Consider the following 19,265-nt stretch of genomic DNA (forward strand, 5'->3'; position numbering starts at 1 on the left):
CTGATCTCAGGATAGATGACATGGCTCAGAACGCGTTGCGATTGGGTGTGAATATTGACCACGTGGCCACCGTACGAAATGCGCGGGGCGGCGATAACCCGGATCCGGTCCGGGCAGCGATCCTGGCACAGAACGCAGGCGCCGATGGCATCACTGCCCATCTGCGTGAAGACCGCCGCCATATTGTCGACGCCGATATAGACGGCTTGATGGCGGCCCTGCGCATTCCGCTGAATTTCGAGATGGCCGCCACGGCAGAAATGCAGGCCATCGCCCTGCGCCACAAACCCCATGCGGTTTGTTTGGTGCCGGAAAAACGTGAAGAACGCACGACTGAGGGTGGGCTGGACGTGGCGGGCAATGACAATGCGCTTGCTGACTATATCACCCCTCTGCGCGAGGCCGGCAGCCGGGTGTCGATGTTCATCGGTGCCGAAAAGGCGCAGGTCGAGGCCAGCCACAGAATCGGCGCGCCGGTGATCGAACTGCATGCGGGCGCCTATGCCGACGCCTGGGCCGAAGGCCGCTGGGACGCGCGCGACGCGGAACTGGCCAAGATTACCGAAATGGTTGCCTACGCCAGTGAACTGGGCTTGGAGGTGCATGTGGGCCATGGTCTGACCTATGACAGCGTTGGCCCGATTGCTGCCCTGCCAGAGGTCAAGGAGCTCAACATCGGTCATTTCCTGATGGGAGAGGCGATGTTTGTCGGCCTGCCCGCCGCCCTGGCCGAAATGCGCCGTCAGATGGATCTGGCACGCCAGAATTGAAACTGAGGAGACCCAGGATGCGCCGTTTCTTTTCAGTACTTTTTGGCAGTGCGGTGATCGCTGTGTCAGGGGCGTCTGCTGTTGGGGCGCAAAGCCTGCAAAGCTGCGACTGGGTGGCCTCAGCTGCCAATCTGGTCGAACCCTGGGAAGAGACCAGTCGCACCTATGGGGATGGTGCGGTGCGTCTCGCCCTGCTGGACACTGGCGGCGAGCCCGCCTGTTGTTCCAGTCATTTACTTATCCTGTCGCCGGACCCTGAATATGGCCAGGCCTGTCATGTCCTGTCTAACCAGCCTGGAACCGGGTTTCGCCAGGTGTTCCTGGAAGAGAGCAGCAGCCGCTATGAGGCTGGCAGGGGCCTGCTGGTGACCATTCCCGTTGGCGGGTTTGACCCGGATACCGGGGGCGTGGACAGGGCAGGCATCCGGCCTTTGTCGATCCGGATCAATCAAGCCTCGGGTCAAGTGACCCTGGAGGCGGCCTCTGCAGCCCCGACTTCTGCGCCGACTTCTGCCCCCTCATCTGGCGCTCAGGGGGCAAAGAAGTAACATCCTTTGGCAAGAGCGCCCTTGGACAATTGTGTCGCCTTGCACCCGGGGCATCGCCCTTGAACTCCTGAGAGGCCTACCATGATCCTTGGTATCGGAACCGACCTTGCCAATATCGAACGCATTCAGGGCACCCTGGATCGGTTTGGGGATCGGTTCCGCAATCGGGTGTTTACCGATGTCGAGCAGCGCAAGGCAGAGCGACGCCGCGATGTGGCGGGCACCTATGCCAAACGCTGGGCCGCCAAAGAAGCCTGTTCCAAGGCGCTGGGCACCGGGCTGCGGATGGGCATCGCCTGGAAGGACATGGCGGTCAGCAATCTGCGCAGTGGCCAGCCGGTAATGCAGGTCACTGGCTGGGCCGCCGAGCGCCTGGTTGAAATGACACCCGCTGGCCACAGCGCGATTATCCACGTGACATTGACCGATGATCACCCTTGGGCGCAGGCCTTTGTGGTCATTGAGGCCCGGCCAATTCACGCTCAGCCCGTGGATCAGTCTGCGGATCAGCCCTCTGAAACCGCCAGTGAAGCTTGACTCGCGCCCCTCACGCGCTCATGTAGCGCCGGACCCTTAAATTCATAACCCGGAGAGCCTGATGACGGCAAAACCCACGGCCGGACAATCGATCCTCGAAACGGTAAAGACCATTGTTTATGCCCTTTTGATTGCTGGGGTCTTTCGGACCCTGTTTTTTCAACCCTTCTGGATCCCCTCGGGGTCGATGAAGGAGACGCTGCTCATTGGTGATTTCCTCTTCGTCAACAAGATGGCCTATGGCTATTCCTATGCCTCTTGTCCCAGTGTGCGCATCGGCGCTATCGGGCTGAATATCGATGCCGAAGACATCTGCGGCTTTCTCGACAATGATAACACCCGTTTGCTGGGCTCTGATCCCGAACGCGGCGATGTGGTTGTCTTCCGCCACCCGGTGACTGGCACCGACTTTATCAAACGGCTGGTTGGCCTGCCGGGGGACAGTATCCAGGTCAAAGATGGGGTGCTGTTCATCAACGGCACAGCCGTTGGGCTGGAGGATGCGGGCAACTTTGAGGAAGCCATGGCGCCGCAGGGGCCACAGGGCTCTCGCCCCCGCTGTGAAAACGCGCCTGTTGGTCTGGGTGGGGCCTGCCTCAAATCGCGCCAGATTGAGACCTTCCCGAATGGCAACACCCATGCCATCCTCAATATTGGCAACCAATCTGCGGATCACACGGGCGTCTATAAGGTGCCTGAGGGGCATTTTTTCTTCATGGGCGACAACCGCGATAATTCCAGTGACAGCCGTCTGGTACAGACCGCTGGCGGGGTTGGCTTTGTGCCACTCAAAAATCTGATCGGGCGCGCGGATCGCATCATGTTCTCGTCTGCTGGCCGCTCAATGTTGTTTTTCTGGACCTGGCGTTCTGACCGCTACTTCAAGGGGATCGAGTGAAACTATCGAAAGAAATGCGCGTCTTTGAGCAGCGGATCGGGCACCAGTTTGCCCGGCCGGAGCTTTTGGTGCGCGCCTTGACCCACCCCTCGGTGTCTTCTCCAAACCGCAAGGATAACCAGCGTCTGGAGTTTCTCGGGGATCGTGTGCTTGGCCTGGTCATGGCAACAGCCCTGCTGGAGCATGACAAAGAGGCCAGCGAAGGCCAGTTGGCGCCACGCTTTAACGCGCTGGTGCGCAAAGAAGCCTGCGCCGATGTCGCCCGCGAGATCGAACTGGGTGAGGTGCTGAAACTGGGGCGTTCGGAAATGATGTCCGGCGGGCGCCGCAAGCTGGCCCTGTTGGGTGATGGCATGGAAGCGGTGATTGCCGCCGTCTACAAAGACGCCGGGTTCGAAGTCGCCCAGGCGATGATCCTGCGGCTCTGGGGCGCGCGCATTCATCAGGTAGAGGCCGACGCCCGAGATCCCAAAACCGCGTTACAGGAATATGTCCAGGCGCGCCGCCAGAATCCACCGGACTACGTGCAGGTGGCACGCGAAGGTCCGGATCACCAACCTATTTTTACCATTGCTGTTCGGCTGGAAGATGGCACCGAAGAGCGCGCAACTGCGGGCTCAAAACGTCTCGCAGAACAGGCCGCAGCCAAGGCGCTCTTGGCACGTTTGGAGCATTCAACATGACAACACGCGCCGGTTTCGTCGCCCTGATCGGAGAGCCCAACGCGGGCAAATCCACTCTTCTTAACCGAATGGTCGGGGCCAAGGTCTCGATCGTCACCCATAAGGTCCAGACCACCCGCGCCCGGGTGCGCGGCGTGGCGATGGAAGGCGAAAGCCAGATCGTTTTTGTCGACACGCCGGGCCTGTTTCAGCCCCGCCGCCGTCTGGATCGCGCCATGGTGGCAGCCGCCTGGGGCGGCGCTGCCGATGCTGAAATTGTGCTGCTGCTGATAGAGGCCCACCGGGGCATCACCGAAGGGGTGGAGCGCATTCTCGAAGGTCTCGCGGATGTGGCTCAGGGCCGGACCGTGGCTCTGGTGATCAACAAAATCGACCGGGTGCAATCCGAGGTGCTGCTTGGCCTCACCAAGGATCTGAACGATCGCTTTGATTTTGCCGAAACCTTTTTGATCTCGGCCGAGCGTGGCCACGGGGTCGAGGTGCTGCGCAGCTGGTTGGCCAAAACACTGCCCGAAGGTCCCTGGCTTTACCCTGAAGACCAGATCGCTGATCTGCCAATGCGGATGATAGCGGCGGAAATCACCCGCGAAAAGCTGACCCTGCGCCTGCACCAGGAACTGCCCTATCAGATGACGGTCGAGACCGAAAACTGGGAAGAGCGCAAAGATGGCTCGGCCAAGATCGACCAGGTGATCTATGTGGTCCGCGATGGTCACAAAGGCATCGTTCTGGGCAAGCGCGGTGAAACCATTAAATCCGTGTCGCAATCCTCCCGCGAAGAACTGACCGAGTTCCTGGGCCGCAAGGTGCATCTGTTCCTGCAGGTCAAAGTGCGCCCCAACTGGCTGGAAGAGGCCGAGCGTTACTCGGAAATGGGACTGGACTTCAAAGACGGCAACTAAGGGAAGCGCCCGGTGCACAGGGCGCGTACCACCCTTCATCTTTCCCTAAATATCTCCGCCGGAGGCTCCGGCAGCTGCCACAGATGCGGCGGCCTGCGGCGGGGATCACACCAGAGGCCCCGCAATGCCCCGACTGACCGCCCGCTTCTGGGTTGATGCCTATCTTGCCCGCCTGCGGTTTCAGGATATCCCGGGGTTTGTCACCGCCCATGGCGATGACACTGCAGGCGCGGTGCTGGTCAAGCTGAACACCCTGGACGGGCAGGCGCAGTCGTTTCACCGCTCCTACGATTTGATGAGCGGCGCACGCAAATGGATCGAACATGCCAGCGGTGTCGAGGCGGATGTGGACGCCGCGATCCGACGCCAGCAAGAGTTTGACCCCGATCTCTGGGTGATTGAGATTGAGGACCGCGCCGGGCGTCACCTGCTGGATGAACCAGGGCTGGAATGATCTTGGTTTAAAGACCCAAGCCCCAAGGGCTGAGGCAAGGCTTGCCGTTGGGGGGCTGTTAGGGTCTGATAGTCAGGGCCGCAGCGCGCAATCAGGGGGGAACATCAGTGGAATGGCGTGATCATGGCATTCTGTTGTCCCGACGGCGTCACGGCGAAGGGGCTGCAATTATTGATGTTTTTACTGAACATCACGGCCGCCACGCCGGTATCGTGCATGGGGGCGCCAGTCGTAAAAAGGCGCCGGTGCTACAACCCGGTGCGCAGCTGGATCTGTTGTGGCGGGCCCGGCTGCAGGATCACCTGGGCAGCTATCAGGCCGAACCTCTGCGCAGTCGCGCGGCGGCGGCCTTTTCCGGTCGTATGGCCTTGGCAGGGCTGAATGCGGTGACGGCGCTGTTGGGGTTTTGCCTGCCCGAGCGCGAAGCCTACCCGGTGCTTTACAAACAGTCCGAACAATTGCTGGACCTGCTGGAGCATGCGGAGGTCTGGCCCCTAGCCTATCTGCGCTGGGAAATGGCCCTGCTCAAAGAAATGGGCTTTGGGCTTGATCTCAGCGCCTGCGCGGTGTCCGGGCGCAACGAAGATCTGGCCTATATTTCGCCTCGGACGGGGCGGGCGGTGTCCGTTCAGGAGGCGGGGCAATGGGTCAGCCGCCTGTTGCCGTTGCCGCCGGTCCTGCGCGGGATCGGTGATGCTGCAGACCATGAGGTGGCGCAGGGGCTGCAGACCACCGGATTTTTTCTGGCAGAGCGGTTGGCGCCCAGTCTGGGAAATCAACCGCTGCCCGAAGCCCGCAGCAGGTTTGTTGATGCCTTCATGCGGCGATTGCCGGACAGCTGAGGCTACTCCGCCTGTGTTTCTTCGGTGATCAAATTCACAATGCGGGTTGCAATAGCATCGCTTGCCTTGACCGAGGGGTGGATCATATCAAACGCGTGGTAGCTGCGATCCCCATGTGGCACCAGGTCGGCCAGAGACAGGAAAAAGACGCCCTCGTCTCGGGCTGCCATCCGGGCCGCGCGTCGATCCAGCTTCTCGCCTTCGTCCTTGCAGTGTTCAATGGGAGAGCCAAGTCCGGGGCTGCGCAGATAGCCGGTGTAGATCACCTTGGCCCCCTTGCTGCGCAGCCGGTTCACCAGATCGGGAATAGCGCCGCTGCTGCCATCTCTGGTGGCCAACCGGTCCATTTTGCGCCCACATGCGGTGCAGCCGCACCCCAGCCACAGGTCATTGCCGCCGCCATTCAACACCACCCAGTTCCAGTCGCCCGCATTCCAGTCGCCCTTGGGCATTTGTTTGGGAATACTCAACCCGGCCGCGCCACTGACGGGCAGGCGATAGATCATGCGCGCCGCAGAAAGGGAGCGATCAGTGACCTCGACTTGGAGGTGTTCCTCCATCACGTCTGAGACCGCCCGCTGGGAGGTGCCATTCCAGGCCATCAGCGAATCGCCCATTACCAAAACTCCGCCCTCCGGGTTCTGGGGCGCGCGCTCGCCACAGCCGAATAGGGTAAGAAAAGCACAGAAAATGCAAGATAACCGGGGCAGAAATTGAAGCATGGGCACAGGGCTCACTTGGAGAGTAAATCGAATTTTAAATGCAATTATACCGGATGTTGTAAATCAATAAACATCAGGGCAGGCGGTAAGGCAAAGCCGGGGAATTATCGGGCAACAGGCCTGATGCGGGGCTTATGCCGAGATAAGACTGCGCTAACACCAGGAACAAAAAAGCCCGACCAATGGCCGGGCTTTTGGGGATCTTGTTGTAAAAGGATCAGGCCAGAAGGCGGCGGGCAATAACCTGTGCCTGAATTTCTGCGGCGCCTTCAAAGATGTTCAGGATCCGCGCATCACACAGCACCCGGCTGATTTTATACTCCAGCGCAAAGCCATTGCCGCCGTGGATCTGCAAACCGTTGTCAGCAGCGGCCCAGGCCACCCGGGCACCCAGCAGTTTTGCCATGCCGGCTTCCAGATCGCAGCGATGGCCGTGATCCTTTTCCCAGGCCGAGAAATACGTGAGCTGACGCGCCACCATGATCTCGACTACCATCATCGCCAGCTTGCCGGATACGCGGGGGAAGTTGATCAGGCTCTTGCCGAATTGTTTGCGATCCTGAGCGTATTGCATGGAGATATCCAGCGCCGACTGGGCCACGCCGATGGCGCGGGCCGCGGTCTGAATCCGGGCGCTTTCAAAGGTCTCCATCAGCTGTTTGAAGCCCTTGCCCTCGGCGCCGCCCAGCAGGTTTGCCTGTTTCACGGCAAATCCGTCAAAGCCCAGCTCGTATTCCTTCATGCCGCGATAGCCCAGCACTTCGATCTCGCCGCCGGTCATGCCGGGGGTGGGGAAGGGCTCGGCATCGGTGCCAGGCGTTTTTTCCGCCAGGAACATCGACAGGCCCCGGTGATCGGTGGTGTCGGGGTCGGTGCGTGCCAGCAGGGTCATCACATGGGTGCGGGCCGCATGGGTGATCCAGGTCTTGTTGCCGGTGACCTCATAATCGCCGGCCTCGTTTTTGACCGCACGGGTGCGCAATGAGCCAAGGTCGGACCCGGTGTTTGGCTCGGTGAACACAGCCGTGGGCAGGATTTCGGCGCTGGCGATTTTGGGCAGCCACTGGGCTTTTTGCTCATCGGTGCCACCACAAAGGATCAGTTCAGCGGCGATTTCCGAGCGGGTGGCGAGGGAGCCGACACCGATGTAGCCGCGCGACAGCTCTTCGGAGACCACAACCATCGAGGCCTTGGAGAGGCCAAAACCGCCAAATTCTTCGGGGATGGTCAGGCCAAAGACGCCCATTTCGGCCAGCTCTTCGATGACCTCCATCGGGATCAGCTCATCCTTCAGGTGCCAGTCATGGGCGTGGGGCTCAACCTTGTCTGATGCATAGCGGCGGAACTGATCGCGGATCATTTCCAGCTCTTCTTCCAGACCCGAGGCGCCGAACATGGTGGCGCCGGCCTGCTCTTGCATCAGCTCGGCCAGGCGGCTGCGTGCAGCCTGGGTATTGCCAGCCTCTGTGAGGGTCACAACCGCCTCGGTGCGCAGCGCCTCCATGGCGTCCTGACCCAGGCCAAGATCCTGCAGCCGCAGAATTTCACCCTGGTTCATCTGAATGCCGCCCTGAACCTGCGCCAGATATTCGCCAAAGGCGATCTGGTGGATCAGCTGCTCCATCTCATGGAAGCCGCCATCGCTTTGCAGCTTGTCAGCCCAGTCCTGCATCTGGCGCAGCGCATAGACATAGGTGGCAAGCCAGGACAGCCCGTGCGCTGCGGTCTGGTTGGCTTCGATCAACTGGCCGGAAACGCGACCCTCCTGGGTGACCTGGTTGCGCACCGCAACCCGGGCGGCCTCCAGGGTCGCTTCGAGGGGGGCAATTGCTGCGCCAGTGAGCGCTAGCAGTTCGGGGAGCACAATCGGTTTCATTTGCAGGTCCTGTCCGTCATGAGCCATTGAATCACGTCCTTCTTGGGTCGCTAAGGTGGTAAATCACTTTGCAGGTGCAGCGCAACAAAAATACGCCGCGCTGCGGCAAAGTGATAAAAAGTTGCGTGACGGAATTTGGCGCTCTGCGGTGGTTCTCCTTGCGGGAATGGGATGATAGGGCAGACTACATGGACGCATTTTTTTCACTCATTTCCGCCAATGATTTGGCGATCGCCTTTGGGATCGCGCTGCTTGCCGGCACGGTGAAGGGCATGGTTGGCTTTGCGCTGCCAATGATTCTGGTCTCGGGGTTGAGCCTGTTTATCGCCCCCGAGCTGGCGCTGGCGGGGTTGATCCTGCCGACACTGGTGACCAATTGGATGCAGGCGCTGCGACAGGGCGGCGGCGCGGCCTTTGCCTCGCTCAAGCGCTTTCGCCTGTTCCTGCTGGCGGGGTTGGTGTTTTTGCTGCTCAGCGCCCAGATGGTGCGGGTGCTGCCGCAGCAGGTGATGTTCCTGGCGATTGGTGGCCCGGTGACCCTGTTTGTCTTGCTGCAGCTGATGGGGGTGCCTCTCACTCTGGCCAAGCCGACGCCACGGGTCGAAGTCATGGTCGGGGCTTTTGCCGGGTTGATCGGCGGGATCTCTGGTGTTTGGGGGCCACCAACGGTGGCCTATCTGACCGCACTAGGCACTGAAAAGAGCGAACAGATCCGGGTGCAGGGGGTGATCTACGGCATGGGCGCCTTTGCGCTGTTGTTTGCCCATATTGGGTCGGGCGTGATGCGCCCCGCGACCCTGCCGTTTTCGATCCTGCTGATTGTGCCGGCTGTGCTGGGCATGTGGATTGGCGGCATGTTGCATGACCGCATTGATCAAAGAGTTTTTAAGCAAGCTACGCTAATTGTTCTGCTTCTGGCCGGGCTCAATCTGTTGCGCCGCGGGTTGATGTTGTAGGCTGGCCGAGTTGGCTGTGTTGGACGACTGGCCAATCTGGCAAGCTGGCGTAACCAAGGAACACAAAAGCGCGATGCAGGGGATGAACGCAGAACGACTGGCTCTGGGCACCATCCTGATTGCCGTATTGGTGCTGGGCCTGAAACTGGTGGCCTGGTGGCTGACAGATTCGGTGGCCTTGCTGTCGGACGCGCTGGAGTCGCTGGTCAATGTCGGCGGGGCGGTGATGGCCTGGATGGCGGTGCATTACGCCAAAAAGCCCGCAGATGCCGGTCACCCCTTTGGCCACTATAAGGCCGAGTATTTCTCGGCGGTTCTTGAAGGCATCATGATCATTATTGCTGCGCTGCTGATTGTTCAGCAGTCGGTACAGGCGCTTGGCAACCTGAACGAGACGGTGACCTGGGGGCGCGCCGGGCTGCTGGTCAATGGGGCGGCCCTGGTGTTGAACCTACTGTGGGCGCGGCTACTGATTAGCCGGGGCGGGGCGCTGAACTCTCCGGCGCTGACCGCCGGCGGGCGTCATTTGATGAGCGACGTCTGGACCTCGGTTGGGGTTTTGTTGGGGCTGGTGCTGGCGATGGTCACCGGATGGGCCATATTGGACCCGCTGTTGGCGCTGTTTGTGGCGGTGAATATCCTGCGCGAAGGCTACGGTGTTGTCGCCTCCTCGGTGAATGGGCTGATGGATTCCGCCGCCCCCAAGGAAGAGCGCGCCCGGATCGAAGAGCTGCTGCATCATGCGGCTGCGGGGGCACTGCAGGTGCATGGGTTGAAAACCCGCCGCGCGGGTGTCGCCCTGTTTGTCGAATGCCACATGGTGGTGGAAGGCACGATGACGGTGCAGGCCTCTCACACGATCTGTGACCGCATCGAAGACCGCATCCAGGCCAGCTTTCCAGAGGCGCAGGTCACCATTCATGTCGAACCGGAACATAAACTGGAACCATCGGGCATCGCCCCGGTGTAAACCCACCGGTGAAGCAATTGCATTTTGACCCGCGCTCCCGTTTAACCACCCGCAACAATAGCGGCAGTCACGGGAGCGATGGGCGATGGCGATGGAATGGGACAGGTTGTTGAATGCGGGGCGTCTGTGCCGCCCGGACTATCCCGAGGATCCAGGCCGTCCGGCCTACCTGCAGGACTATGATCGCATCCTGTTCTCAGAGCCTTTCCGTCGCCTGGCGCAAAAGACCCAGGTGCATCCCCTTTATGAACATGACCATGTGCACCACCGGATGATCCATTCGCTGGAAACCGCCAGCGCCGGGCGCTCGCTTGGGGTGCTGGCGGGGCAGGCGATGCTCAAGCAGGGCTATATCACCGAGGCGCAGCGCGATGTGATTGCCGGCACGGTTCAGGCGGCCTGTCTGGTGCATGACATTGGCAACCCGCCCTTTGGCCATTCCGGCGAAGACAGCATTGGCCAGTGGTTTGCGACGCAGTTTCAGACGAAGAACGGTGTTGCCGGAGCGGTCCCTGCAGCCCAGCAGGCTGAGTTTGAGGCCTTTGAGGGCAATGCCCAGGGCTTTCGCATTGCAGCGGCCCTGGAAATGGCTAGGCGCGATGGCGGCATGCGCCTGTCCTATGCGACGCTCGCGGCATTCATGAAATACCCCTGCACCGCCGAGGCCCGGCACCTGGCCACTCCCGGCTATGTGGGGCTCAAGAAATTTGGTGTCTTTGGCTCAGAGGCGGCATTGTTTGCCGAGGTGGCCGAGGCAACGGGGCTGCACAATGATGGCGCCGGGCCGGGGAAATACTGGCGGCGCCACCCGCTGGCCTTCCTCGTCGAGGCGGCAGATGACATCTGCTATCGGATCCTGGATCTGGAAGACGCCGCCACGGTGGGCGACCTGAGCACTGGCCAGGTGATCGACTGTCTGGAAATGATCGCAGGTAAGCCCAACCGGGCGGATGATACGGCGATGACGGCGCGCGAAATTGTCGCCATGCGCCGGGCCAGCGCCATCCATCAGGCGATCATAGCCGCAGTTGCCGCCTTCATGGATAATTATGATGCTATCATGGCGGGTGAGTTCAACGACGGTCTGATGGAGGTCTCCTCCAAGGCGGCTGCCTTTGATCAGATGAAAGAGATTTCAAACGCGCGGATCTTTACGGCACGGCGCAAGACCGAGCTGGAGATTGCCGGGCGTCAGGTGATCTTTGCGGTGCTGGATCATTTCCACGGGCTTTATGGCGATCTGCGCGCCTGTGACTGGGATGTTGAGGCGTTTCTGGCGCGCCATGGCTATTGGGCCAAATTGGTGCGGGCGGTGGATCTGGATCTGCGCGGCATTACGGATGAATACAGCGCCATGCATAGCCTGGGGGATTTTGTCTCTGGCATGACCGACCGCTACGCGGTGAAGGTGCGCGACATGGTGGCAGGGCGGATCTAAGCTGGCCAAAAGGCTCCACCCCAGCAGGATAGACACAAAAAAACCCGGCCACTGGCCGGGTTTTCTATTTCGCGGTGACGCGGGCCTTAGCTGATCGCGGCGGCTTTTACGTCTTCGTCGATATAGGGCAGATACTGTTCGAAGTTGTTGGAGAACATTTCAACCAGTTTGGCGGCCTGTTTGTCATAGGCGGCCTGATCGTCCCAGGTGCGGCGTGGGTCCAGCAGGACTTCGGCAACGCCGGGCACCGAAACAGGCACGTCAAAGCCAAAGTTACTGTCCTTGCGGAACTCGACCTCGGCCAGGGTGCCTTCGAGGGCGGCGGTCAGCAGCCCGCGTGTGGCGCGGATCGGCATCCGCGAGCCAACGCCGTAGGCGCCACCGGTCCAGCCGGTGTTGACCAACCAGCAGGTTGCCCCATGGGCGGCGATCTTTTCACGCAGCAGGTTGCCGTAGACTTCGGGGCGGCGTGGCATGAACGGCGCGCCAAAGCAGGTGGAGAAGGTGGGCTCGGGCTCGGTCACGCCGCGCTCGGTGCCTGCCACCTTGGAGGTGAAACCAGACAGGAAGTGGTACATCGCCTGCGCCGGGGTCAGACGGGCAATCGGAGGCAGCACACCAAAGGCATCGCAGGTCAGCATGATGATGTTCTTGGGGTGGCCGCCAAGCGCGGTTTCCGAGGCGTTGGAGATATAGTGCAGCGGATAGGCGCAGCGCATGTTTGCCGTCAGGCTGTCGTCTTCAAAGTCCAGCTCTTTGGTCTCTTCGTCAAAGACCATGTTTTCGATCACGGTGCCGAACTTTGTGGTGGTCGCGTAGATCTCTGGCTCGGCCTCGGGGTTGAGGCTGATGGTCTTGGCGTAGCAGCCGCCTTCAAAGTTGAAGGTGCCATTATCGGCCCAGCCGTGCTCATCATCGCCGATCAGAACGCGGTCAGGGTCAGCAGAAAGCGTGGTCTTGCCGGTGCCGGACAGGCCAAAGAACACGGCGGTGTCGACAGGGTTGCCCTTGGCGTGGTTGGCCGAGCAATGCATCGGCATGATGCCTTTTTCGGGCAGCAGGTAGTTCAGCAGGGTAAAGACGGATTTTTTGTTTTCACCGGCATATTCGGTGCCACCGATCAGGATCATCTTGCGATCAAAGTTCATCGCAATGACGGTCTCGGTACGGCAATCGTGACGCTTGGGGGCGGCCTGGAAGCTGGGGCAGTTGATGACGGTGAAGTCTGCAACAAAATCGTTCAGGTCTTCGCGCTCGGGGCGCCGCAACATGGTGCGGATGAACAGCCCGTGCCAGGCCAGCTCGGTGACCATGCGCACATTGATCGAATGCTTGGGGTCGGCGCCGCCAACCAGATCCTGCACGTGGTAGTCGCCACCTTTCATGTGCTCCAGCATATCGACATAGAGATTGTCGAACCCTTCGGGCGACATCTCGGCGTTGTTTTCCCACCAGATGGTGTCTTTGACGCTGTCAGATTTGACGACGTGCTTATCCTTGGGGGAGCGACCGGTGAACTTGCCGGTGGTCACAAGGAACGCGCCGCCATTGCCCAGGGTGCCTTCGTTGCGCTTTACCGCTGCTTCGACAAGGGCAGGCTCCATGAGGTTGTAATGGACATTGCCCAGACCCTCGATACCTTGATCCTCGAGGCGGAAATTCGGGTTAACCCGTCCAGATGCCATGTGTTCTCTCTCCTGTGCCGGCTTGGTGTGCCGCATAGATTAAAAGCTGCGCCCCAAAGGCAGATCGGGGCATAGGGTCCGGTATCGACACCGGTGAGGCAGCTCATAACATGACGTTTCCATGACTGAACAGGACGGTTTGGCGCAGTTAGCGCCATCAAGGCGGAGTTTAGCGCAACCATCTGTCGCGAGGGTGGATCGCTGTTCACTGTTCAGCGGTTGATAAGACATTTTTGCCCTAATTGTGGCCAAAGAGAGACCTGATTCGCCAATGGGGATTGATTCGTCGCGCAAGACGGGCGATGAAAGGGAAAAAATACTGACAATATAAAAGAGCAGATTTAGGGGCAAATCCAATGTCGAAGATTGCTTTGGTGGATGATGACCGCAACATTTTGACTTCTGTGGCGATGACGCTGGAAGCCGAAGGGTTTGAGGTGGAGACCTACAACGACGGGCAGGCCGCGCTGGATGCCTTTAACAAGAAGCTGCCTGACATGGCGGTGCTGGACATCAAAATGCCCCGCATGGACGGGATGGATCTGTTGCAGCGGCTGCGGCAGAAAACCCAGATGCCGGTGATTTTCCTCACCTCCAAAGATGATGAAATCGACGAGGTTCTGGGGCTGCGCATGGGGGCGGATGATTACGTCAAAAAACCCTTCTCGCAGCGCCTGCTGGTAGAGCGCATCCGCGCATTGTTGCGCCGCCAAGAGGCGCTCAACAGTGATGAGGCCGGAACCGAGGCCCCAGAGACTAAAGTGATGGACCGGGGTAATCTGCGGATGGACCCGCTGCGTCACGCGGTCAGCTGGAAGGGCAAGGACGTGTCGCTGACGGTGACTGAATTCCTGTTGTTGCAGGCCCTGGCGCAGCGCCCGGGTTTTGTCAAAAGCCGCGATCAGTTGATGGATGTGGCCTATGACGATCAGGTCTATGTGGATGACCGGACAATCGACAGCCATATTAAACGGCTGCGCAAGAAGATGCGGACAGCCGATGGTGACTTTGCAGCGATCGAGACCCTCTACGGGATCGGGTATCGCTATAATGAAGAGTAAGACCCGCAGTCTTTCCCAGGGGGGCGTGCAACAATGCGTGACACTGGCCTGACACCGAGTCGGCAAGATGGAGATGTGGTTCTGGGCGACGATTGGGTCGCACCAGACCAGACCGTTGCGGCCGAAATGCAGGTGAAACGGGCGCGTCGCGGGTTTTTCTCTTTGAAAGGCTCGCCTCTGACGCGAAAGATCATCACCTTCAACCTGATTGCTCTGATCATTCTGGTTGCCGGCATTCTCTACCTGAACTCCTCGCGTCAGAGTCTGGTAAAGCAGCGGGCCGGGGCTCTGGTGGCCGAAGTGTCGTTGATTGCCGATGTTTTTGAAGCGGTGCTGCCCTCCTCGGGGGCTGTCAGCCTGACAACGGGCGATGGCATTGACCCGCTGGACGTGCTGGAAGGGGTGACCCTGCGCGGCGGGGTCGAAGCCTTTGTCTTTGATACCTCCGGCGTGTTGGTGGCGCAGGTGACCGGGGTCAACCGGCCGGACGCGTTGAATGCGCTGAACGAGGGCTCCAAGAACCGCACGTTGATTTCCGACGGATTGTCGAGGCTCTGGACGACGTTGGGGGGGGCGTTCCAATCCGAACCTGTCGAAGGGGGCCCCATCAAGCCGCTGCGTGATCAGCTGCAGAGCCTAGTGCGACAGTCCTTGACCGAAGGGGCCAAGATCGAAGTGGTCGGAGAGACCAGCGGCGGAACGGTTCTGTCGGCAGTGGCACCGATCCTCAGCAATGGCACCGCCATCGGGGTCGTCGCGCTGGCCTCGCCCTCCGGTGAAATCGACGCCCTGGTACGCGGCGAACGCGAACGGGTTTTGCAAATCTTCATTATTGCCCTGTTGGTTTCTGTCGGGCTGAGCCTGGTGTTGGCCTCGACCATCGCCAATCCGCTGGCGGATCTGGCTGAGGCTGCCGAGCTGGGCCGCGAACGGAATTCTCGCAAGGCTCATGCGGGTCGTGTTCGTATTCCCGACCTGTCAGCGCGCCCCGATGAGATCGGCCGGTTAAGCCGGGCGCTGCGCGGTATGGTCACGGCGTTGTATAGTCGGATCGACAGCAACGAACAGTTTGCAGCCGATGTGGCCCATGAAATCAAAAACCCGCTGGCCAGTCTGCAATCTGCCGTCGGCACCCTGCGGATGGTCAAACGTGAAGATCAGCGCGAAAAGCTGATGGAGGTCATCGAACATGATGTGCGCCGCCTGGACCGCTTGGTGAGCGACATCTCCAATGCGTCGCGTCTGGATGCCGAGCTGGTGAAAGAGGAAGAGGACGAATTCGATCTCTTGCAGATGCTCACCAATCTCAATCAGTATCTTGGCGAAGACGCACGGGCCAAGCAGATCGACTATATCACCGATCTGCCCCAGCGCCCGGTGATGATCCAGGGCCTGGAGGCGCGTCTGGCGCAGGTCTTTGTCAATCTGATCACCAATGCGATCTCCTTTTGTGAAGAAGGCGATGCGATCCGCGTCTGGGCCCGCCGCCGCGACAACAGGGTGCTGATCGTGGTCGAAGACACTGGCCCCGGCATTCCCGAACAGGCGCTGGCAAAGATCTTCAAACGGTTCTACTCGCAACGCCCCGATGAGCATTTTGGCAATAACTCCGGCCTTGGGCTGGCGATTTCCAAACAGATCGTCGAAGCCCATGGGGGTGTGGTCTGGGCCGAAAACATCCGACCCACCGAGGCCGATGTCACCTCTGAACCATTGGGCGCACGATTTGTTGTTGGCCTGCCCGTCTGAGCTGTGATGGCACCGGTCGAACCCTGCCTCTCTCTGCACGCCAGTTGTGTGACATGGGGCGCGCGCGGGCTGTTGATCCGGGGCGCGTCTGGCAGCGGAAAATCCGCCCTTGCTTTGCAGTTGATGGCCTATGGGGCGGATCTGGTGGCGGATGACCAGGTGCAGATCTGGCAGCAGGGGCGGGACGTCTGGGCCAGATCTCCGGCAGCTGAGGGCCTTATTGAGGCGCGATTTGTTGGGATTTTGACCGTTGCCGCCGCCAAAGAGACCGCGATCTGCGCGATCGTCGACTTGGATCAGGTGGAGACCGAGCGCCTGCCTCCCAAACGGCACCAGGCGCTGCTGGGGCAGCAGATCCAGGTGTTTCATCGCGGAGAGTGCAGCCATTTCGCAGCAGCCCTGATACAGTTTCTCAAATCGGGCGCTTTGGATCCCGATGCCAAGCTTTCTGATGCAAACCCCTGACTGGCGGAACACCAATGCCTGAACCCAAGGTGACCCCGATTGTACTGGTAACTGGGCCTTCGGGCGCCGGGCGTACAACTGCGATTAACGTGCTCGAAGATCTTGGCTATGAGGCCATTGATAACCTTCCTCTGCGGCTGTTGCCGGGGCTGGTTTCAGCGGCGGACGGTGCGGGGCCGATGGCTCTGGGGCTGGACAGTCGCAACCGGGATTTTTCCCCGGCAGCGCTGTTGGAAGTCATTGATATGCTGGAAGCGCGTGAGGGCTGTGATCTGTCGGTGCTCTATCTGGATGCCCGTCCTGAGGTGCTGTTGCGGCGCTATTCGGAAACCCGGCGACGCCATCCGCTGTCGCCGGGGGAAACGCCTGAACTGGGGGTGCAACGAGAGCTGAGCCTGATGGGGTCGATCCGCGACAGGGCCAGCCTGTTGCTGGAGACTTCGGATATGAATGTGCATCAGCTCAAGGCGGAGATCGAGCATCTCTTTGTTCCCACAGGCCGCAACCTGGCGCTGTCGATCCAGAGCTTTTCCTATAAACGCGGGGTGCCGCGCAGTGTTGATATGGTGTTTGACTGCCGGTTTCTGAACAACCCCTACTGGGATCCGAGCCTGCGGGGGCAGGATGGGCGCGATGGCTCTGTGCAGGCGCATGTGCAGGCGGATCCGCGCTATGAGGGCTTCTTTGCGCGGGTGCTGGACATCACCCAGTTTTTGCTTCCGGCCTACCGCGAGGAGGGGAAATCGCATCTGTCGATCGCCTTTGGCTGTACGGGCGGGCAACATCGCTCGGTGACCTTGGCAGAAACCCTTGCAAAAGCCCTTGCAGAACGGGGCCAGCAGGTGTCAATTAGACACCGCGAGCTGCAAAGCTAGCAGGGATACGGAGTTACAGGATTGATCGGGATCGTGATCGTGGCACATGGCGGGCTGGCCGGGGAATACCTGGCCGCGGTCGAGCATGTCGTAGGGCCTCAGCCCAACCTTTTGTCCATTGCCATCGCACCTGATGATGACCGTGAAGACAAGCAGCGCGAAATCTGCGCGGCAGCGGACCAGGTGGATACTGGTGACGGCGTTGTCGTGGTGACGGATCTCTATGGTGGATCGCCCTCGAACCTCAGTTTGCGGGCCTGTAAACCTTCTGGCAGGCGCATATTGTACGGAGCAAATCTGCCGCTTTTGATCAAGCTCACCAAATCCCGAGATCTTGTGGTGGGGGAAGCCGTACGCCACGCGATGGAAGCGGGGCGTAAGTATATTAATTCTCTAAACATCAATCCCGACGGGGAGCAGGCGCAATAAATGGCTTTGAAGACATTAAAAATCGTAAATGAAAAGGGGCTGCATGCCCGTGCCTCCGCCAAACTGGTAGAGGTTGTCGAAGGCTTTGACGCAACGGCTGAGGTCTCAAAAGACGGAATGTCTGCCTCTGGGGACAGTATCATGGGGCTTTTGATGTTGGCAGCCTCGAAAGGAACGACTATTGACGTCGAGACTTCGGGGCCGGATGCTGGTGCTCTGGCTGATGCGGTAGAGGCCCTGGTGGCTGACAAATTCGGCGAGGGGTTCTAAACTCGGCTTCCCTCAATTGACAGGAATGGCACGGTGGCGGATACGGCACATGAGCAGAACACCGGTGTTGCACCGGAGAGCAAAAAGGACATCGGTGAGGTCTATGACCGCCGCACCCTGACCTATGCCAATTCTTTTGATGATCGTTGGACCTCTTTGGCCATCAAAGCCATCGAGTGGGTGACCGGCAAGCTGACCATTCTGCGCATGGTCAAAAAGTTCGAAAATCAAAACGCGGAATATCGCGGTCAGAAGTTCTGGCGCGGGGCGCTCAATATCATGGGCATCGATCTGATGACCCCGGAAGAGCAGATCAAACGCATCCCCAGCGATGGCCCGGTGGTGATTGTCGCCAATCACCCCCATGGCATGGTGGACGGCATGATCTTTGCCGATCTGATCGGTCGGGTGCGCCAGGATTACCGGATTTTGACCCGGTCAGTGCTGACTGGTCTCGATGAGGCTGCGACCTCCTTTATGATTCCGGTGCCCTTTCCACATGACCCGGATGCGCAAAAGAAAATGGTCGAGATGCGCGCCAAGACCATGACCCATCTAAAAGCCGGCGGGGTTGTGGCGCTGTTCCCGTCGGGAGTGGTGATGTCATCCGAGACCTGGTTTGGTCCTGCGATCGAGCAGGAATGGAATGTCTTTACCGCGCAGCTGATCCGCCGCTCTGGCGCCCGGGTGGTGCCGATCTTTTTCCCCGGGCGCAATTCACGCAGCTATCAGATCGCCAATAAGATCTCGCCGATCTTACGGCAGGGGCTGCTGTTGCATGAGATTGTGCGCTCTTGCAACAAGCCCCAGGCGCCAGTCGTGGGTGAGGCTTTGACCGAGGAACAGATGCAGCGGCTGCAAAGCGATCCGCGTGGGTTCATGGCCTGGCTGCGAGAGTATACGCTGGATCTTGGTCAAAAGAGCTGAGCTCATAGAGCTTAGTCTGTCTTTGCCGGGGGCCTTTCAGCTTCTGAGTCACCAAAGCAGCAACGTCAAAGCCCCCATAGCCTGATCCCTGCGTGACAGCGGCTTGGCCCTGTCCCAAGCAAAATGACGGTGTCCACGCCCAAAGGGCGCGGAGCCTCCGCAATTTGGCTTGTGCCCTGTCCGCGCCGCCGTCCTGCGAGTGTCAGGC

Annotated in this window: 21 protein-coding genes; 18 read left to right on the forward strand and 3 right to left on the reverse strand. The window is 59.9% G+C overall.

What is annotated here, in order from left to right; all coding sequences use genetic code 11:
- The first annotated feature begins 20 nt into the window (after positions 1–20).
- The 8 genes from N1037_03025 to recO all read left to right on the forward strand — a co-directional run bounded on the left by N1037_03025 (position 21) and on the right by recO (position 5,634).
- Positions 21–770: a pyridoxine 5'-phosphate synthase gene (locus N1037_03025; GenBank protein ID UWS80016.1), complete on the forward strand. Its 750-nt coding sequence runs from the start codon at positions 21–23 to the stop codon at positions 768–770.
- A gap of 17 nt (positions 771–787) precedes the next feature.
- On the forward strand, positions 788–1,318 hold the full coding sequence (locus N1037_03030) for a hypothetical protein (GenBank protein ID UWS80017.1): 531 nt from the start codon (positions 788–790) through the stop codon (positions 1,316–1,318).
- Positions 1,319–1,399: 81 nt separating this feature from the next.
- Positions 1,400–1,855 (forward strand): holo-ACP synthase, encoded by a 456-nt coding sequence (acpS, locus tag N1037_03035; GenBank protein UWS80018.1) that lies wholly within the window; start codon positions 1,400–1,402, stop codon positions 1,853–1,855.
- Positions 1,856–1,916: 61 nt separating this feature from the next.
- Positions 1,917–2,753, forward strand: coding sequence for a signal peptidase I (gene lepB / locus N1037_03040; GenBank protein ID UWS80019.1), 837 nt, complete (start codon positions 1,917–1,919; stop codon positions 2,751–2,753).
- A complete protein-coding gene (gene rnc, locus N1037_03045; GenBank protein UWS80020.1) occupies positions 2,750–3,436 on the forward strand; it encodes a ribonuclease III in 687 nt (228 codons plus the stop codon). The genes lepB and rnc overlap by 4 nt, the downstream gene beginning before the upstream one ends.
- Positions 3,433–4,338 carry a GTPase Era gene (era, locus tag N1037_03050; protein ID UWS80021.1) on the forward strand — a complete coding sequence of 302 codons (906 nt, stop codon included), beginning with the start codon at positions 3,433–3,435 and terminating at the stop codon, positions 4,336–4,338. Before rnc ends, era begins: the two co-directional genes overlap by 4 nt.
- Positions 4,339–4,462: 124 nt before the next feature.
- Positions 4,463–4,792, forward strand: a complete 330-nt coding sequence (locus tag N1037_03055; GenBank protein ID UWS80022.1) for a DUF1491 family protein — start codon at positions 4,463–4,465, stop codon at positions 4,790–4,792.
- 107 nt (positions 4,793–4,899) lie between these two features.
- Entirely contained in the window at positions 4,900–5,634 is a 735-nt protein-coding gene (recO, locus tag N1037_03060; GenBank protein UWS80023.1) for a DNA repair protein RecO, read from the forward strand.
- A gap of 2 nt (positions 5,635–5,636) precedes the next feature.
- Here recO and N1037_03065 read toward each other — a convergent pair whose 3' ends face one another.
- Complete coding sequence (locus tag N1037_03065) at positions 5,637–6,356, reverse strand: SGNH/GDSL hydrolase family protein (protein ID UWS80024.1); 720 nt, start codon at positions 6,354–6,356, stop codon at positions 5,637–5,639.
- Between the two features lie 217 nt (positions 6,357–6,573).
- Complete coding sequence (locus tag N1037_03070; protein ID UWS80025.1) at positions 6,574–8,259, reverse strand: acyl-CoA/acyl-ACP dehydrogenase; 1,686 nt, start codon at positions 8,257–8,259, stop codon at positions 6,574–6,576.
- A 161-nt stretch (positions 8,260–8,420) separates the two neighbouring features.
- Between N1037_03070 and N1037_03075 the strand changes: the two genes are divergently transcribed.
- From N1037_03075 to dgt, 3 genes are all read left to right on the forward strand, one after another.
- Positions 8,421–9,188, forward strand: coding sequence for a sulfite exporter TauE/SafE family protein (locus tag N1037_03075; GenBank protein ID UWS80026.1), 768 nt, complete (start codon positions 8,421–8,423; stop codon positions 9,186–9,188).
- A gap of 73 nt (positions 9,189–9,261) precedes the next feature.
- On the forward strand, positions 9,262–10,158 hold the full coding sequence (locus tag N1037_03080; GenBank protein ID UWS81297.1) for a cation diffusion facilitator family transporter: 897 nt from the start codon (positions 9,262–9,264) through the stop codon (positions 10,156–10,158).
- Between the two features lie 91 nt (positions 10,159–10,249).
- Positions 10,250–11,596 (forward strand): dNTP triphosphohydrolase, encoded by a 1,347-nt coding sequence (gene dgt, locus N1037_03085; GenBank protein UWS81298.1) that lies wholly within the window; start codon positions 10,250–10,252, stop codon positions 11,594–11,596.
- An 86-nt stretch (positions 11,597–11,682) separates the two neighbouring features.
- Here the strand turns inward: dgt and N1037_03090 are convergent, their stop codons facing one another.
- The gene (locus N1037_03090) at positions 11,683–13,281 is read right to left on the reverse strand and encodes a phosphoenolpyruvate carboxykinase (protein ID UWS80027.1); all 1,599 of its coding nucleotides are present in this window, start codon (positions 13,279–13,281) and stop codon (positions 11,683–11,685) included.
- Positions 13,282–13,637: 356 nt separating this feature from the next.
- Here N1037_03090 and N1037_03095 point away from each other — a divergent pair, with 356 nt between their 5' ends.
- The 7 genes from N1037_03095 to N1037_03125 are packed head-to-tail and all read left to right on the forward strand — an operon-like array spanning position 13,638 to position 19,057.
- Positions 13,638–14,342, forward strand: a complete 705-nt coding sequence (locus N1037_03095; protein UWS80028.1) for a response regulator transcription factor — start codon at positions 13,638–13,640, stop codon at positions 14,340–14,342.
- 33 nt (positions 14,343–14,375) lie between these two features.
- Entirely contained in the window at positions 14,376–16,091 is a 1,716-nt protein-coding gene (locus N1037_03100; protein ID UWS80029.1) for a sensor histidine kinase, read from the forward strand.
- 6 nt (positions 16,092–16,097) lie between these two features.
- Positions 16,098–16,556: an HPr kinase/phosphatase C-terminal domain-containing protein gene (locus N1037_03105; protein UWS80030.1), complete on the forward strand. Its 459-nt coding sequence runs from the start codon at positions 16,098–16,100 to the stop codon at positions 16,554–16,556.
- Between the two features lie 14 nt (positions 16,557–16,570).
- Positions 16,571–17,431, forward strand: a complete 861-nt coding sequence (rapZ, locus tag N1037_03110; GenBank protein UWS80031.1) for an RNase adapter RapZ — start codon at positions 16,571–16,573, stop codon at positions 17,429–17,431.
- 21 nt (positions 17,432–17,452) lie between these two features.
- Entirely contained in the window at positions 17,453–17,860 is a 408-nt protein-coding gene (locus tag N1037_03115; GenBank protein ID UWS80032.1) for a PTS fructose transporter subunit IIA, read from the forward strand.
- Positions 17,861–18,130, forward strand: coding sequence for an HPr family phosphocarrier protein (locus N1037_03120; protein UWS80033.1), 270 nt, complete (start codon positions 17,861–17,863; stop codon positions 18,128–18,130). It begins immediately after the preceding gene.
- Between the two features lie 33 nt (positions 18,131–18,163).
- Positions 18,164–19,057 (forward strand): lysophospholipid acyltransferase family protein, encoded by an 894-nt coding sequence (locus tag N1037_03125; protein ID UWS80034.1) that lies wholly within the window; start codon positions 18,164–18,166, stop codon positions 19,055–19,057.
- Positions 19,058–19,265 lie beyond the last annotated feature (208 nt).

This window comes from Phaeobacter sp. G2, assembly GCA_025163595.1.
GTDB lineage: Bacteria > Pseudomonadota > Alphaproteobacteria > Rhodobacterales > Rhodobacteraceae > Pseudophaeobacter.